The sequence below is a fragment of the Hymenobacter negativus genome (assembly GCF_016056375.1).
Classification (GTDB): Bacteria; Bacteroidota; Bacteroidia; order Cytophagales; family Hymenobacteraceae; genus Hymenobacter; species Hymenobacter negativus_A.
The window spans coordinates 35,925-51,611 of sequence record NZ_JAEDAE010000003.1; the positions used below are offsets into that span (position 1 = coordinate 35,925).

At 63.0% G+C, this 15,687-nt stretch carries 12 protein-coding genes; 5 read left to right on the forward strand and 7 right to left on the reverse strand.

Translation table 11 applies throughout. The features are described from left to right. Positions 1-73: 73 nt before the first annotated feature. Positions 74-742, forward strand: coding sequence for a hypothetical protein (locus tag I7X13_RS08165; protein WP_198067560.1), 669 nt, complete (start codon positions 74-76; stop codon positions 740-742). 136 nt (positions 743-878) lie between these two features. Here I7X13_RS08165 and I7X13_RS08170 read toward each other — a convergent pair whose 3' ends face one another. Both I7X13_RS08170 and I7X13_RS08175 read right to left on the reverse strand, forming a co-directional pair. Next, the gene (locus I7X13_RS08170; protein ID WP_198075106.1) at positions 879-1,361 is read right to left on the reverse strand and encodes a DinB family protein; all 483 of its coding nucleotides are present in this window, start codon (positions 1,359-1,361) and stop codon (positions 879-881) included. A gap of 106 nt (positions 1,362-1,467) precedes the next feature. Beyond that, the gene (locus tag I7X13_RS08175; protein ID WP_213019048.1) at positions 1,468-2,613 is read right to left on the reverse strand and encodes a phosphatase PAP2 family protein; all 1,146 of its coding nucleotides are present in this window, start codon (positions 2,611-2,613) and stop codon (positions 1,468-1,470) included. Between the two features lie 305 nt (positions 2,614-2,918). On the opposite strand from I7X13_RS08175, the gene I7X13_RS08180 reads away from it, so the two are divergent. Next, entirely contained in the window at positions 2,919-4,385 is a 1,467-nt protein-coding gene (locus I7X13_RS08180) for an aldehyde dehydrogenase family protein (protein WP_233454720.1), read from the forward strand. Positions 4,386-4,441: 56 nt separating this feature from the next. Here the strand turns inward: I7X13_RS08180 and I7X13_RS08185 are convergent, their stop codons facing one another. The 4 genes from I7X13_RS08185 to I7X13_RS08200 form a co-directional block, all read right to left on the reverse strand. Beyond that, complete coding sequence (locus I7X13_RS08185) at positions 4,442-4,849, reverse strand: hypothetical protein (protein WP_198075108.1); 408 nt, start codon at positions 4,847-4,849, stop codon at positions 4,442-4,444. A 67-nt stretch (positions 4,850-4,916) separates the two neighbouring features. Then, positions 4,917-5,291, reverse strand: coding sequence for a hypothetical protein (locus tag I7X13_RS08190; protein WP_198075109.1), 375 nt, complete (start codon positions 5,289-5,291; stop codon positions 4,917-4,919). A 54-nt stretch (positions 5,292-5,345) separates the two neighbouring features. Further along, positions 5,346-6,950, reverse strand: a complete 1,605-nt coding sequence (locus I7X13_RS08195) for an ArnT family glycosyltransferase (RefSeq protein ID WP_198075110.1) — start codon at positions 6,948-6,950, stop codon at positions 5,346-5,348. Between the two features lie 45 nt (positions 6,951-6,995). Further along, complete coding sequence (locus tag I7X13_RS08200) at positions 6,996-9,002, reverse strand: FAD-dependent oxidoreductase (protein WP_198075111.1); 2,007 nt, start codon at positions 9,000-9,002, stop codon at positions 6,996-6,998. 212 nt (positions 9,003-9,214) lie between these two features. Here I7X13_RS08200 and I7X13_RS08205 point away from each other — a divergent pair, with 212 nt between their 5' ends. Continuing rightward, a complete protein-coding gene (locus I7X13_RS08205) occupies positions 9,215-9,727 on the forward strand; it encodes an acyl-CoA thioesterase (protein WP_198067567.1) in 513 nt (170 codons plus the stop codon). 225 nt (positions 9,728-9,952) lie between these two features. On the opposite strand, the gene I7X13_RS08210 is transcribed toward I7X13_RS08205, so the two are convergent. Next, positions 9,953-11,815 (reverse strand): M1 family metallopeptidase, encoded by a 1,863-nt coding sequence (locus I7X13_RS08210; protein WP_198067568.1) that lies wholly within the window; start codon positions 11,813-11,815, stop codon positions 9,953-9,955. A 246-nt stretch (positions 11,816-12,061) separates the two neighbouring features. Here I7X13_RS08210 and I7X13_RS08215 point away from each other — a divergent pair, with 246 nt between their 5' ends. Together I7X13_RS08215 and I7X13_RS08220 are read left to right on the forward strand one after the other, a co-directional pair. Continuing rightward, entirely contained in the window at positions 12,062-14,359 is a 2,298-nt protein-coding gene (locus tag I7X13_RS08215; protein WP_198075112.1) for a mechanosensitive ion channel domain-containing protein, read from the forward strand. A 175-nt stretch (positions 14,360-14,534) separates the two neighbouring features. Next, positions 14,535-15,608, forward strand: coding sequence for a PKD domain-containing protein (locus I7X13_RS08220; protein WP_198075113.1), 1,074 nt, complete (start codon positions 14,535-14,537; stop codon positions 15,606-15,608). Positions 15,609-15,687 lie beyond the last annotated feature (79 nt).

The window sequence follows — 15,687 nt, forward strand, 5'->3', positions numbered from 1 at the left end:
CGCCAAAGCGCCACCGTATCAGCCCCTAAAAATGGCTACATGGCCGTTTTTAATTCCTTAATTTTTGCATTCCATGAATTTCAAATTGCTCGGCCTGATGGCCGCCGCCGCGCTGGCCACCGCTTCCTGCACGCAGGACAAAAAGGTTGAAACCACTACCACGACCACGCCGGAAGCCACGACCACGACCACCACGACCACCGTCGACACGATGGCCGCCTACGACGACGCCCGCCGCATGGCCGCCCGCGTGGCCGAAGACCTCAAGCTGACCGATACCACCGTGGTGCGCCGCATCGAGCGCACTTACTACACGAGAGGTCGCAAAATCAACGCGCTGCAAACCCAGTACGCCACCGACACCACCGGCCGCTACGCCGCCATTCGCCAGGCCAACGACGAGGCCGATAACGCCATCCGCACCGACCTGAACAACCCGGCCTACTACAACACCTATTCCTCCAACCGCGCCAACTACGGCGAAGGCCCTTACTCGCTGGTTCCCGGCACGGTAACCACCACGACTACCACCGTGCACCGCTCCGGCGGCAGCGTGGGCCAGGGCTCGGGCGTGAAAAAAGTGGACAATGAAAACGACGGCGACCACAAGGTGAAATACGAAAACGGCGCAAAAATCAAGCGTGACGACGACGGCTCGGTGAAAATCAAGCGCGCCGACGGTACGAAGATTAAAATCGACGAAAACGGCAACCGCACCGTGAAGAAAGGCTTGTTTAAATAAGCGTTTTTGTCATTCCGACGCAGGAGGAGTCTGAGAGAAGCTGTTTAAATGGCTTTACCCGGATTCCTCCCGCATCGGAAGGACAACCTACAAAAAAGCCCGCTCCAGTTGAGGAGCGGGCTTTTTTGTGTTCTGATTAATAATGAATAATCTGCCGGACGTGGTGCTCCAGGTGCAGCACGTAGTCGGCGATGAGCCAGGGCAGGGTGGTGGGGTTGCCGTTGACGGTGAGGTACTCGTAGTCGAGCAGCTCGGCGGGCAGGCGGTTCAGCACGTGCAGAATGAGGCGGTTCTGACTGGTCCAGAGGGTAAGCAGCTCGGCGCTGGGCAGGTGCTGGTAGTCGCCGATGCGCACCCAGGCATCCTGGTCGTAGGGGCGCAGCCGGTGCGGCGGCGGGCCCAACTGCGCCAGCACCATGCGGCGGTAGTTATTGAGGGCTGAGTCGATGAGGTGCCCCAGGATTTCCTTGCGGCTCCAGCGGCCAGGGCCGGGATATTCGGCCAGGTCGGCCTCGGAATACGTCTCCCAATAGCGGGCTAGCAGGTCGAGCTGTTCGGCCAGCTGCGTACAGCTCTCGGTGAGGGTTGGGGTGGCAAGTGAGGTAGAATAAACAGCCATGGTGGTAACGCTAACTGTTGGGGAAATGCCCAATTGGTACAATCAAGTTAAACCGGCGGTCAGGCTATGGAGTGAATAAATAGATGAATGGCAATATTTGCTCGTTCTACAGCCGCAACGACCAGCTGGCCCCCGTGAACGGCCCGTAGGCGTAGGGCGCAAACAAGCCCCGGCGGTACCACGGCTTGGGGTGCGGCAGCACCTGGAAACCGGTGCCGTGCACGGCCGGGTCGGCGGCTTCGGGCTGCTCGACGCGGGTGCGGCCGTTGAGCACCGCAATTTTGGCGAATGCGTAGCCCAGCGCGATGCCCACCGGGTAGTCGCTGGCCCAGTGCACGCCGTTGTTCAGCATCGAATAGCCCAGCAGGCCCATCAGGCCGTAGCCCACGGGCCGGATAAAGTGGTACTCGGGGTAGTTCTCGGCGATGACCGTGACCGTGGCCATGGCCGTGGCCAGGTGGCCGGTGGGGAAGGCGTCGTAGTTCGGGACGAAATTCTGGTAGGTGTTGTAGGAAGGGAACAGGTGCCACTCGCCGCGGTCTTTGGTGGCCACGTAGGGGCTCTGGCGGCCGGTGAGGCGCTTCATGGTTTGCACCACCAGGCCGGTGCTGAAAATGGCTTCGCCCAGCTGGCTGGAGGTGCGCAGGGCGCGGTTGTCCTTGTTGATGCCGCCGTATATCCAGAAGCTGCTGGCCACGGTGAGGTGCGTCCAGCCATCGCCGAGGAAGTAAAACGTGCTGTTGAGGTTATCGGGCACGTTGAACTCGAAGGGCAGGTTGGCCGAGCCGATGTGGAAAGGGATGTGCACCAGCGTGCGCTGGGTGCTGGCCGCTTTCAGGCCCAGTTGCTTGCCCACGTCCTGGCTCCAGTCGATGATGTACTGGTCGGCCGCCCACAGCACCACCGAGCCGGCAGCCAGCTCAATGAGCTTCTCCTTGTTCTCTTTGCGAAACGCGAAGCCCGGAAACTGGCCCAAATCGCGCGGAATGTGGTAGGCCCACTCGAAGGGCTTGGGCTTGTCGTAGTGCCAGGTCACGCCCGGAGCCACGGTGTAGTCGGTGATGCGGCCTTTGGCGTCGCGCGGGTGGATGTGCGGCAGCGAGTCCATCGGCAGGGGCGTCAGGCGGGCTGGTTCGGACTTCTGGGTTTCCACAGCCAGCGAGTCGGCGGGCAGATTATTGACAATCAGCGAATCAATGGCTGTGGAAGGCCGCTCCCGGGCCTGCGTGAGGCCGGTGGAAGTAGCAAGCAAGGGAACCAGAAGCGCAACAAACAGCCGCGACGTGCGGCGAGGATAAAGAGAAATCACGGAAAAAAAGTACCAGTAATATCAGCGGGCCGGGCCGGTTTTAGCGCCGGCGGGGCGGGTGGTATAGGATGAAAAAACGCGGGCCGGAGCCCAAATAGCAAGCTGCAAAGGTAACACCTACTTCACGTTGGATGTACCTACAAGCCAAAGACAAGCGTGCAGACGCACAGCTACCCGAAATGTTGTGCAAGCCGCGTATCTTTCTGCGAAGCTGGCCGCGGAGGCTGGCGGAGTTAATGGCGCTTTCTATGCAACCTGCTGTTTTAGTGAATGATGCTGCGGAAGAGCACGCCGCGCTGATGAACCCGATGAATAAATTTCAGGCGCAGTTTGAGGCACTGCGGCAGCGCACACCCGCCCTGCGCAGCGAGGGCGTGGCGGCCCGCCGCGCCCGCCTCCAAAAGCTCAGCAGCTGGCTGCACGCGCACCGCACCGAGATTCAGCAGGCTCTCTACGCTGACTTTCGCAAGCCCGCCACCGAAACCGATTTGACGGAAATCTGGACTTCGCTGGTCGAGCTCAAGCACACCAGCAGCCACCTCAAAAAATGGATGGCGCCGCGCAAAGTGGGCGCGAGCATGGCCCTGCTGGGCACCCGCTCGTGGGTGCAGGTGGAGCCCAAGGGCGTGGTGCTCATCATCGCGCCCTGGAACTACCCGTTTTACCTGGCCGTGGGGCCGTTGATTTCGGCTATCGCGGCCGGCAATGCCGTGGTCATCAAGCCTGCCGAGCAAACGCCGGCTACCTCGGCGCTGCTGCGCCGGCTGTGCGAAGACTTGTTTCGGCCCGATGAAGTGCTGCTGCTGGAAGGCGATAAAGAAGTAGCTACCGAACTGCTGAAGCTACCCTGGGACCACATTTTCTTCACCGGCAGCCCGGCGGTGGGCAAGATTGTGATGCGCGCCGCCGCCGAGCACCTCTCGGGCCTGACGCTGGAGCTGGGCGGCAAAAACCCCGCCGTGGTGGACGAAACCGCCGACCTGCGCGACGCAGCCGAGAAAATTGTGTGGGGTAAGTTTCTCAATAACGGCCAGACCTGCGTGGCCCCCGACTACCTGCTGGTGCAGGAAAGCGTGCAGCCCGCGCTGCTAACCGAGCTCACGGACGCCATCCAACGGGCTTACAACCCCGACGGCGCGGGCATCGAGCAGTCCGATTCATTGGCCCGCATCGTGAACGCGCAGCATTTCGCCCGCCTCGCCGGCCTGCTGGAGGATGCCCAGACCAAAGGGGCCACCGTAGCCGCCGGCGGCACCGTGGATGAAACCCAGAACTACATCGAGCCCACCATTCTGACCAACGTGCCGGCCACGGCCCGCGTGCTGGAGGAGGAGATTTTCGGCCCGCTGCTGCCCGTGCTCACCTTCAAAACCCTGCGCGAAACCGCGGAATACGTCAACGCCCGCCTCAAGCCGCTGGCACAGTACGTGTTCAGCACCAGCGCCGAAAACCGCCGCTATCTGCTCGAGAACGTCTCGGCGGGCGGCGCGGGTGTGAACGAAACGGTGCTGCACTTCGCCCACCCCGAACTGCCCACCGGCGGCGTCGGCAACTCCGGCCTCGGCAAGGCGCACGGGCACGCGGGGTTTCTGGCGTTCAGCAACGAGAAAGGCGTGCTGCGGCAGCGCGTGGGCTTCACCGGCATCAAGGCTATGTACCCGCCCTATACTGGGCGGGTGAAACAACTGGTGGCGCTGCTGGTGAAGTACTTGTAGCGGCTGTCGGTCCAGTTATTGACGGGTGCCTGGCCGCTGGCCGATACATTCCGCCGCTACTTCTGCCGCTGCTGCATCTCAGCGGCCATTTTGCGCTGGTTGGCGATGAACTGCTTGAATTTGACGGGGCCCAGGGTCTGCTGTAGTTCGCGCTGGGAGGCGGCGTTGATGCGCTTTTGCTCGGCCAGCAGCTGCGGCGATTTTGGCGGGAATTTTTCCTTGGCGGCATTGGCCTGCGTCACGGTATTACTGAGGATACTACGCACGCGGCCGGTCTGTTCGGGGGTGAGCTGAAGGTCGGTGGCCATCACATCGGCGAGGTCGCGGGCGGCGGTGGGTGGCGTGGGCGAGTCGGGAGTGCGCACCGTTTCGACCACGGGTGCGGGTTTGTCGCGGTGGAAGATGGAGCAGCTGGCCATGGCCAGGCTAAACGTGAGCAGGGTAATAAAGCGGGAGAATCGCATGCAGGGGCATTAATAGCGGTAATGCTATCAATACGCAGAAAACGTGGAAGCGGCTAATACAGCCGCCTCACCGGGTATCGATGGGGATGCGAATGGCCGGTATCAGTGCGCGGTTATTCGGCGAGAGCATCTGGCGCGTCATCTTGCGGCGGCGGTGTTCGTATTTGTCCTTGGCAAAGGAGTCGAACCGAAACAGGCTGTCAACGCGGGCCGTGCGGATGGAGTCGAGGCGTTGAAGCGCAAGCCGTTGGGCGCGGCCATGCAGACGCTTTCGGGCTAGGGCGCGTTGGGCCTGGCGCTGCGCGAAAATGGACCGGAACCGGTTGTGACGTTCCCATTCCATGGTATTTACTACTTGCCGTACTCCGCCGCCACAATTGCCAAACAGCATCACCGCCAACAGTGGCAGCAGCAGCAGATAGGGCAAGGCCGGACGTTTCATCTGCTCAAACATACGGTAAAATGGTTTTGAACAAGATGTTGAAGCGCGGCTGGCTCAGCGCCGGAATACCGTCAGAATCGTCATGCCATTCACCTGAATGTCGTGCACCGGCGTGCCAAACTGCGCCTCATACGGCCCGGGGTGCCAGCGGTAGATTCCCAGAAAATACCGGGCCTGTGTGTGAGGCACGAAGCGCAGCCGAGCGCGCTGGGCAGCCGGCAGCAGCAGCGAATTGTTGTGCAGGGTGATTTTCTGGGGCAGCGTGTCGCTGACGGTCACGGTGGCGCCGGGGTCGTGGGCCAGCACCCAGGCCAGCCCGTCGCGGCCCGATACCCCCCAGTAGTCGCGCTCGAAGAGGCGTTGCGCCGTCGGCCCGGGCAGGAAGCTGAAGTAACCGTATTGGTACGGGTGGTCGTGTATCTGCCGGAAAACTGCGTGCGCCATGCCCAACGCCAGCAGCCCGCCCGTCAGCCAACCCACGCGCCGGCCCGCCGAAGCCGGGGGAGCCGCCTGCCAGGCCTGCACGCCCGCCCGCAGCCCGCGCACGGCCAGCAGCACCAAGGCTGGGTAGATGAAATAAACGTGCCGCCAACCATCGTAGACCACTGATTGAATGGCGACTATTATGGATAATGGCCCCAGCAGCCAGGTGCCGAACAGCAGGTCCTGGCGGTTGGTGGTGTGGCGCAGCCAGGCCGTGGGCCGGGCCAGCAGCCCGCGCAGCGCAGCCCAGGCACCGCCCAGGGCCAGCGCCGTGTAAGCTACCGGCGTGGTCACCAGCAGCCACACCGACAGGTAGTGCCACGGCAGTCGCTGGCAGGATATCAGCTCGCCCAGGTAAAACACCTTCATGGTTTGGCGGTAGCGCCGGAAGCTGCCGAAGCACGCCCAGAACCGCGCCACCGGGGCTTCCCACAAAAACGGCCAGAACAGCACCACCAGCGGGGCCAGTGCCCCTAGGTACCACATTCCGGCCCGCACCAGGGCCGCCCGTCGGTCCGGCCGGGCCCACATCTCCAGCGCCCCGAAGGCCACGGTGAGGCCCGGCAGCAGAATGCCCATGGTGCGCACATCGGTAGCCAGGGCGCAGACCAGCGCGTGCAGCAGCGCGCCGCGCACCGTGGGCCGGTGCAGCAGCCGCGTGAGCGTGAGCACGGCCAGCGCAAACAGGCTCAGAAACACAATGTCCTTGTAGTTGTAAAACGCCTCGGCGAAGATGCGCGGCGAGAGCACCAGCAGCGCTGCCCCCACCAGCCCCCAGCGCCAGCTGGCAAACCGCGCCCGGCCCAGCCGGTACACGGCCCACACGCCGGCCACGAACACGCCAAAGGTGAGCAGGTGCCGCATCCAGCCGGCTCCGCGCGGGTCGTGGCGGAAAAAGGCGATTTCGAGCCCCGCCAGCAGCATCTGGAACACGGGGCCGTGGTCGGCGTCGCCGTGGGTGGCCAGCTCGTGGATGCCCGCGAAGTGGCCGGCGGCCAGCACCTGCGGGGCCAGCAACTGGGCCACGTAGCGCAGGCTCATGTAGCCCACCATGCGGTCGGCGCGCTCGTCCCAGCCCATGCCGTAGTCGCGCACCAGCAGCGGGCCGAGCAGCAGCAGAATCCCGAAAAACAGACCTGCCGCAACCCGCCGTTTTGTATCGTCAATCTTCCCCATGAAGTGCCTGAAATCGACCCCAAAGGTAGCCCCCGATGGGGCGCATCAGGCCACGGCGGCAGTCTGCTGCTCCACGGTTCGGCCGGCTTTCAGGCCCTGGGCCGTGAAGTGGGCCAGCGCCATGATGGTGAGCATGGGGTTCACGCCGCTACACGCGGGAAAGGCCGAGGCATCGGCCACGAAGAGGTTTTCGACTTCCACCGTCTCGCCGTTGAGCTTGAGCGGGTGGGTGGCGGCGTCGCCGCCCATGCGGCAGGTGCTCATCTGGTGGGCGCTGTAGAGGCCGAACTGGTTGGGTTTCCAGCTCAGGTGCGGCAGCTTGTCGAGCACTTCGGGGTTTTGCAGAATGCCGTCATTTGCGTGCAGTGTGGGCAGGGTGCCGTGGGGCAGATACACTGTTGAGGCTCCGGCCGCGACGTGGATTTGGGCGGCGGCGCGCACGCCTTCCAGCAGGTTGGCGCGGTCGAAATCCGAGAGCGTGTAGTCAATCAGCGGCGCGCCGTTTTTGTCGATGGTGACGCGGCCGCCGTCGCGGTCGCGGGTGAGGACGATGAAGGAGCCGAGGTGGTCGGCGTCGCGCAACAGTTCGTGGTGCTGCTTGCCGGATAGCCAGGGCAGTACCATGCTCAGCAGGCCGGGATGGGTGGGAGGGGTTTCGAGCTTGGCGCCGAAGTTGGTGCCGTGCAGCATGGTGTAGGTATCGTTCACCACGCTCATACTGGGGCCGTGCCAGGAGTTCATTACCTGCGGGTAGCGGGCGCCCACAACCACCGTGGGGTGCAGGTGCAGGTGGCGGCCCAGGTGCGGGTGCTTCAGGCCCGAACGCAGCAGCAGCGCGGGCGTCTGGATGGCGCCGCCGGCCACCACCACACGCCTGGCTCGCACCGTGATTTGGACCGGGCGGCCATCGGGGGCGGTGTGCACGGCCGAGGCGCCGGTGGCGCGGCCGTTGGCAATGGTCACGCGGTCGACTTTGGTATCGGCCAGAATGCGGGCGCCGTGCTCGAAAGCCGTGAGCAAATACGTGTTCAGCGTGCCCTGCTTGATGCCGTGGGCATCGCCGAGCGTGGTGTAGCCCAGGCTGCGGAAGTGGGCGTCCGAATCGGTGAGGCCCTTTTCGTTGCGCGGAATCAGCTTTACTTCCTGGCCCAATTTGGTCGAGCCGTCCCAGAGAGCTTGGTTCTGGCCATTGTGGCGGGTGTAGTTGGTGTTCACGCTTATGGTGCGGGCCACGGCGTTGAGGCTTTCCTTGAATTCGAGCGTGGTGAAATGGGGCGCGTTGTGCTCGCGGGCCCATTCCTGCAGCACGTAGTCGGGGGTGCGGAAGGCGCCGGCCCAGTTCACGGTGGTGCCGCCGCCCAGGCAGGAGCCGGCCAGGATGCCGATGCTGCCATCCTGCGTGCAGAGTGTGCCTTTGGCGTCGTAGAGTGTGCCCAGCATGTCGACTTCGCGCTGGGTGAAGTCGCAGCCGTGGCAGTAAGGCCCCTTTTCGATAACCAGCACATCAAAGCCCGCCTCAGCCAGCTCGCCGGCTACCACGCCGCCGCCCGCGCCCGAGCCAATCACCAGCACGTCGCACTCATACACGGTGTCTTCGGTGGGCTGCAGGGTGCGGATGGGCCTGGGCGAATCCACGGGCTTTTCGTCGGGGCCAGGGTAGCCGAGGTGTCCCCAGGCGGCCGGCACTTCGGTCATGCTGCCGCCGTAGTACAGCAGCGTGCACAGCTTGCGCAACGCCTGGAAGCCCTTGCGCAGCTGCGGCACGTTGCTGGCGGCCCAGCTTTGCAGCAGGTGCTCGCGTTGGGCAGTATCGAGTTTGCGGAAGGACTTCAAGGGGCCGAACCAGGTGAGGCCCAGCAGCGGCTTCTCCAGCAGGTCGAGCAACTGGCCGAATTCGTTTTGCGCGCCCTCTGGCTGCTCGCGGATAGCGGCTTCCAGCTTCTCCAGATTGAGGCCGGTGGAGCCGGCGGGGCTGCCATCGGGAAGGGTGGGAATAAAGGTGTCGGCCAGGGCCTGGAGAAGAAGGGAGCGGGCGGGCGTAAGCGAAAACATGCGGCGGGAATTTTGGGTGGTAAAAGGTAAGGGTTTTTCCGCAATGTGTTAGGCGTGCCGAGTAGTTTTGGTGGTATCGTTCTCGCGTGTCACCTCACCCCCGGCCCCTCTCCCCGGAGAGGGGCCGGGGGTGGGGTGACACGCGGAGGGCGGCTCAAGACCGGCAGACACTGCCGACCTTTGTCCTCCTAAAAACTTCTTGCCCCAAAGCAATGCCCAAGCTCATCCAAACGCCCGAAACCACCTACCGCGTCCACTTCCAGGACTGCGACATGCTGGGCCACCTCAACAACGCGCGCTACCTCGACTATTTCCTCAACGCCCGCGAAGACCATACCACCGAGCACTACGCCCTGAACATGGGCGAGCTGGCCCGCGAACAAAAAGCGGCCTGGGTCATCACCAAGCACCACATCAGCTACCTCAAGCCGGCGCGGCAGGGCGCGCAGGTTCGCATTCTGAGCCAGCTCATCCACTTCGACAACTCCAACCTGGTGCTCGAAATGCAGATGCGCAGCGCGGACGGCCAGCGCCTGCTGGCACTGCTGTGGTCGGAAATGGCCTTCGTGAGCATGCCCGCCGGCACCCGCACCGACCACGCCAACGCCATGATGGACCTGCTCGACGACCTCGACGTGGAAGGCGTGAGCTACGACCCCGACGGCTTCGATGAGCGCGTGAAAGAGGTGCGCCAGCAGCTGAAGAAGCTGCGGCGGGAGGGGTGAGACCGACCAGGCGAGCGTCTGTCATTGCGAGCGAAGCGCGGCAATCCGTCCTCTCAAAACCAGACCCGTTCTTTTACCAGAAAGCCCCGATACTGCGCGGTATCGGGGCTTTCTAGTTTATTGAAAAGGCCTTGTCACATCTCAGAGTTAGTCACATCGGGAGGACGGATTGCCGCGTTCCGCTGCGCTCCACTCACAATGACAGACGACCCCGACGGCGCAGTCCTACCCGCCGAACGAATTATCCTTCTCGTTGGCATCCATGAAAATGCCGCCGTCCAGCTTCACCGATTTCACGGCTTTGGGCAGCGTGAGCACCGCCTGCTTCTGGTTGGCCTGCCACACGGCGGGCGACTGGTGCAGCGTGGCCTTGCTGCCGTCGGTGTATTCCACGTTCATGTCGAAGGGCACGGCGAAGCCGCCGATGTTCTGCACCGTGACGGTGCTACCGTTGGCCGTCACGGCCAGGTCGATGTAGTTATTGGTGAAGAACCAGTTGTTGAAAAACCAGCTCAAATCCTGTCCACTGGCGTTGCTCATCGAGTTGAAGTAGTCCCACGGAATGGGGTGCTTGCCGTGCCAGCGGTCCATGTATTCGTGCAGGCTTTTCTTGAAGAGGGCATCGCCGAGCATGTCTTTCAGGGCCAGGTAGCTGAGGGAGGGCTTGCCGTAGGCGTTGTTGCCGTAGCCGGCGCGCAGCTCGCTGCTGGGCGTGATGATGGGCAGGTCCTCGGCCGTGGCGCGGTCGTTAATCCAGCGGTTCACGCGGAACATTTTGTAGAGCTTGTCAGCTGCCTCCACGCCGTTTTCGGTGCGGCCGATGAGCAGCTCGAACGTGGTGGCCCAGCCCTCGTCCATGTAGGCGTAGCGGCTTTCGTTGATGCCCATGTAGAAGGGGAAGTAGGTGTGCGCGATTTCGTGGTCCTGCACAAACTGCGCAAACTTGGGGTCCTTCTGCGGGCTGTCGTTCACCATCATGGGGTATTCCATGTCGGCAAAGCCCTGGAAGGCCGTCATTTTGGGAAAGGGGTAGGCCACGCCGGGCCAGTTGTTGGGGTTCGAGAACCAGCCCAGCGCGTACTGCGCATTCTTAACGGACTGCCGAAAATCCACCGTCGAGTCGGCGTAGGCGGCCTGCACGCTGGCGCGGCGCTTGGCCTTGGCATCCACCACCACGCTGGCGGCGTCCCACACGTAATGGTCGCTCAGGCCGAAGGTGACATCGGAAATGTCTTTCGCGGTCCAGATCCAAGTGTTCAGCGGTTGCTGGGCGGTGATGCTCTTCTTGGCCAAATCGGCGGCGGTGGCAATGTGCAGCACCGCATCGCTGGTCATCGACTGCTTGAGGCGCTTGGCGGCGGCTTTTTGCAGCACCTGGTCGGGGTTTTGCAGGGTGCCGGTGGCCCACACAATGTAGTTGGCCGGCGCCTGTACGCGCAGGGTGTAGTCGTTGAAATCGTTGTAGAACTCCTTGCTGTCCACGAAGGGCAGGCGGTCCCAGCCGTTGTAGTCGTCATACACGGCGATGCGCGGGTAGAAGTAGGCCAGGAAGTACGTGGTGGGGTCAATCATGCCCTCGCGGCCGCTTTCTACCGAGATGGGGAAGTGCCAGGCCACGGCGAATTTCACCGAATCGTGCGGGGCCAGCGCTTTGGGCAGACGCACGCCCGGCGCGGTGCCCAGGTTGGTGGGCAGGGCCTTGAGCTGGCCGGCCACCTGGAAGGTGTCAATCACCACGCCGCTGGTGAGGTAGTCGGCGCTGGCGTCGCCGTCGCGGGAGGCGCCGGGCTTGTGGATGTTCTGGATGATGCGCAGTACCACTTGGCGCAGCGTGTCGGGGCTGTTGTTGTAGTAAGTGATGGTTTCGCGGCCGCGAATGTCGCGGGCGGGCGGCGCGGCCTGCACGGTGATGTTGTAGCGGGCGTGGTTTTGCCAGTAGTTGGGACCGGGGCGGCCGTCTGGGCTGCGGGTGCCTTTGGCGAAGGCGGCCTTGATGTCGCGCGGCTGGTACAGCGGCGTGGTTTGGGCGGCAGTTTGGCTGGTGATGCCGGCGAGTGCGAGGAGGGGAAGGAGGCGGTTTATTTTCATGGAACAGGAGGGACGCGGGAGAAGCGAAGGCGTTGCAACAGCAGTGGGCAAAAGTAGGTAGCAGGGTTCCGTTCATCTCCCCGGTCGATACAATGGTCTATTTCGGCGGCACAACGCCCGGCTCCATCTTTTGCCGAAATTCACCACGGTCATTCCCCGCTAGCGCCGCGTATTTTTCCGGCTTAAAGCCGACGTATGTCCGTTCCAAACTGCCCGAGATTCCCGAAAATAACCTGTCTTAGCCTTGTGCTGCTCCTGCTGGCGCTGGCCCCGGCCCGCGCCCAAAGCACCGTCGTGAAGGAAGACACGATGGCCGTGGACACCACCGTGACCCGCGACGATTCCTACCGCCTCGAAGTGGGCTACACCACGCTCAGCGGCATTTCGGGGCAGGTGCGCAAGGTATTCGACACGCGCCCGCTGGCCGAGGAACTGCCCGACGTGGTGGAGAATCTGAAAGCCATTCAGTACACCCTCAAGCAGAAGGGCGAAGTCGTTGACATCAAGCAGCTGCAGATGTGCCAGCTCATGCTCGTGACGCTGCAGGAGCAGCTGGCCGACTGGCGCAGCAGCCTGGCCGAAGCCAACCAGCAGCTGGCCGCCATGCAGGCCCGGCTCAAAACCATTGCCCCGCCGCCCCCGCGCGTGGCCCGCCCCGACGCCACCACCCTGGCCCTGGAGCGCTCCGACTCGGCCCTGCTGGCGCGGCAGCAGCGTATTGGCGGCTTGCTGGCCAAGCGGTTTCTGAAAGTGAAGCAACTGCAGACGCAGGTGGCTGCCAGCTACATCCAGGGCATGGAACTGCAGGACGAGGTAGGCGACCAGCTGCGCCGCTACAGCCGCACCACCGCCAAGCTCAACTACCCGCCGCTGTGGGAAGCGCAGGCCATGCCCAAGCTGCCCGCCGACCCCAAGGCCCGCAAAGCCGGCCAGTACCGCCGCGAAATCATCAACTACTACTTCGCCAACAACTGGGACAACTGGGCCTACATGGCCCTCATCGGGCTGGTGTTCTACGGCTGGGTTTCCTTCAACTACCGGCGGGCCAAAAAGCAGGATTTGGCCATCACTGAGCCGTTTCACTACCTACGGCCCGGCCCCGTGGCGGCCACGCTGGTGGTGATGTTCAGCCTGGCGCCGGCGCTGGAGCTGCACCCGCCGCCCGTGTACCTGGCGGTGCTGCAATTATTGCTCCTAGTAGCCCTCACGGCGGTATTTGCCCGCAGTTGGCCGCGCCGACTGTTTCTGTACTGGCTGGGGCTGGTGGCGTTTTTTATGTGGCTGAGCGTGACGAATGCCAACGCCACCACCGGCCTGGGCGCGCGCTGGGGCCTGCTGGGCCTGAATGCGCTGGCGGTGGGCGTGGGCGCGCTGCTGCTGTGGCGGCTGCGCGATACGCTGGCCCAGATGCGCTTCCTCATCCCTATCACCGGGCTGTTCATCGGGCTCAACGGGCTGGCCATTGTCTGCAACGTAGTGGGGCGGCTGAGTTTGGCCAAGATGTTCAGCACGACGGCCATTTTCGGGCTCACGCAGGGCATTGGCCTGGCGGTGTTCATCGAGTCGTTCACCGAAGCCTTCCACCTCCAGATGCTGTGCAGCCGGGGCGGCGAGGGCAGCCCGGCGGCTTTTGACTACGACAAAATCGAGCCCCAGCTCATGCGCCTGCTCACGGTGCTGGCAGGCGCGCTCTGGCTGGTGGTATTCACCTCCAACCTCAACGTGTACAACGCCATCTACGGCTTCTTCGAGCACGCCCTCACGGCCCCGCACACCCTCGGCAGCACCGAGTTCACGTTCGGCAACATCGGGCTTTTTTTCTTGATTCTCTACGTTTCGGCCCTGCTACAGCGCTACATCGGCTACTTCTTTGGCGAGCTGGGCGACGACGATTCGGAGGCCCGCAAGCGCGGCTCATGGCTGGTGGCGCTGCGGCTGCTGCTGGTGCTGGTGGGTTTCGCGCTGGCCACGGCCGCCACGGGCCTGCCCCTGAGCAAAATTGCCATCGTGTTCGGGGCGCTGAGCGTGGGCATTGGCCTGGGCCTGCAAAGCATTGTGAACAACCTCGTGTCGGGCATTATCCTGATTTTCGAGCGGCCGTTTCACGTCGGCGATTTCATTGAGGTGGCCGGTAAATCGGGCCGGGTGCAGGACATCGGCATCCGGTCCAGCAAGCTCACCTCCGTCACGGGCTCCGAAATCATCGTGCCCAACGGCGACCTGCTTTCCAACCACGTCATCAACTGGACGCGCACCAACGACCACATCCGCACGGACTTGTCGCTGAAAATGACTTCCGGCACCGACGACCTCCCCACCAACCTGCAAAAAGCCCGCGAGCTCATCCAGGAAGAAATCAAAACCAGCCCCTACACCATGCACAACCTGCCGCCCGAAATCCTGCTCAGCAGCATCAACGGGCCGGTTTATGAGCTCAAAGTGCTGTTCTGGATTACCAACATCCGGCAGGAGCAGCTCACCAAAAGCGAGATTCTGGCGGGGATTTACCGGCGATTTACGGCCGAGGGATTGACGCTGAGCTAGACCCGCACCAAATACAGCCCTGCCGCATCGCCAGCACCACGCGCACCGGGTAGGCTTAAATTGGCCAAAAATGCCGCCGGTACTTCCGTTACAGGGGTATTGCGCAGTACAGTGCAGGAGGGTTGTGGGGCGAAAAACCTGGTGCTTGCGTCTCTTCATCGGCCCGCGTTCCCTTATGAAACTGCTCTATTCGTTGGCCCTGCTGCTTTGCGCCCTCGGCCCCGCTGCCCACGCGCAGGAAGACCTGGGCTTCAAAGTCTACCAGTTTCCGGCCAACATGATTCCGCGCATTGACGGCAAGGCCGACGATTGGGCCAGCTTCCCGAAGGAGTACGTGGTGGGCACCGACCAGCTGCGCGACGACTCCGGCCACTATCCCAAAGCCGATTCTGCCAACCTCGCCGTGAAGGTACGCGTGGCCTGGGTGGCGGGCCTGAACCGCCTTTATTTCCTCTACGAAGCCTACGACAACTACTGGGATTTCAGCCTGCCCGGCCTGCACAACGACACCTTCGAAATTGTGGTGGACGGCGACCTTTCCGGCGGCCCGCTCACGGCCGAAATGCACCCCAACCAAAACCTGCCGCTGATGGAGCGCTACTTCGCCTTTCACGGCGTGCAGGCCCAGAACTACCATATTTTCATGCCCGCTGTGGGCAAAGACTGGTGCCTGGCTTGGGGCGCGCAGCCCTGGATAAAGCAGCTGCCCTACTCCAACATTGCCTACAGCTACGACTTTAAGCCCGGCCAACCCGGCAAGCTCACGGCCGAGTTCTGGATTACGCCCTTCGACTACGCCGGGGCCGAGGGGCCGGCCCGCGCCGTGGAATCGGTGCTGACGGAGGGCAAGAAAATCGGCCTCACCTGGGCCGTGATTGACTACGATGATGTGCGGGACGAAAGCAAAAAAGGCTTCTGGAACCTCTCGAAAAACCACCAGATGTACGGCAATTCCAGCCTGGGCACCGTGTTCACGCTGCTGCCGCTGGCCGCGCAGTACCAGCCGAAACTAGCGGCGCAATGGTCGTTTCAGGTCACGGACATGGCCCGCCGCCAGGTCACCTTCCTCGACGAAAGCCGCGGCGCCATCAAGCGCTGGCACTGGGACTTCGGCGACGGCAGCACCTCCACCGAGCAAAGCCCCGTGCACCGCTACAAAGATGCCGGCAAGTACCTCGTGGTGCTGGAGGTGGAAGACCCCGCCGGCAAAGCCCGCATGGCCAAGCTGTGGGATGTGGCGGTGAAGTGAGACTTTCGGATAAGCTGGCTGTGGTATATTAGACTGGCTGCGCCGTCGTTGCACAGGGATGTAGAGACGCATAATTGCG

Excerpts from the sequence above, each read along its gene's own strand:
- I7X13_RS08165 (WP_198067560.1), top strand. The coding sequence starts at position 74 with ATGAATTTCAAATTGCTCGGCCTGATGGCCGCCGCCGCGCTGGCCACC.
- I7X13_RS08170 (WP_198075106.1), bottom strand. The coding sequence starts at position 1,361 with ATGGCTGTTTATTCTACCTCACTTGCCACCCCAACCCTCACCGAGAGC.
- I7X13_RS08180 (WP_233454720.1), top strand. The coding sequence starts at position 2,919 with ATGCAACCTGCTGTTTTAGTGAATGATGCTGCGGAAGAGCACGCCGCG.
- I7X13_RS08185 (WP_198075108.1), bottom strand. The coding sequence starts at position 4,849 with ATGCGATTCTCCCGCTTTATTACCCTGCTCACGTTTAGCCTGGCCATG.
- I7X13_RS08190 (WP_198075109.1), bottom strand. The coding sequence starts at position 5,291 with ATGAAACGTCCGGCCTTGCCCTATCTGCTGCTGCTGCCACTGTTGGCG.
- I7X13_RS08195 (WP_198075110.1), bottom strand. The coding sequence starts at position 6,950 with ATGGGGAAGATTGACGATACAAAACGGCGGGTTGCGGCAGGTCTGTTT.
- I7X13_RS08200 (WP_198075111.1), bottom strand. The coding sequence starts at position 9,002 with ATGTTTTCGCTTACGCCCGCCCGCTCCCTTCTTCTCCAGGCCCTGGCC.
- I7X13_RS08205 (WP_198067567.1), top strand. The coding sequence starts at position 9,215 with ATGCCCAAGCTCATCCAAACGCCCGAAACCACCTACCGCGTCCACTTC.
- I7X13_RS08210 (WP_198067568.1), bottom strand. The coding sequence starts at position 11,815 with ATGAAAATAAACCGCCTCCTTCCCCTCCTCGCACTCGCCGGCATCACC.
- I7X13_RS08220 (WP_198075113.1), top strand. The coding sequence starts at position 14,535 with ATGAAACTGCTCTATTCGTTGGCCCTGCTGCTTTGCGCCCTCGGCCCC.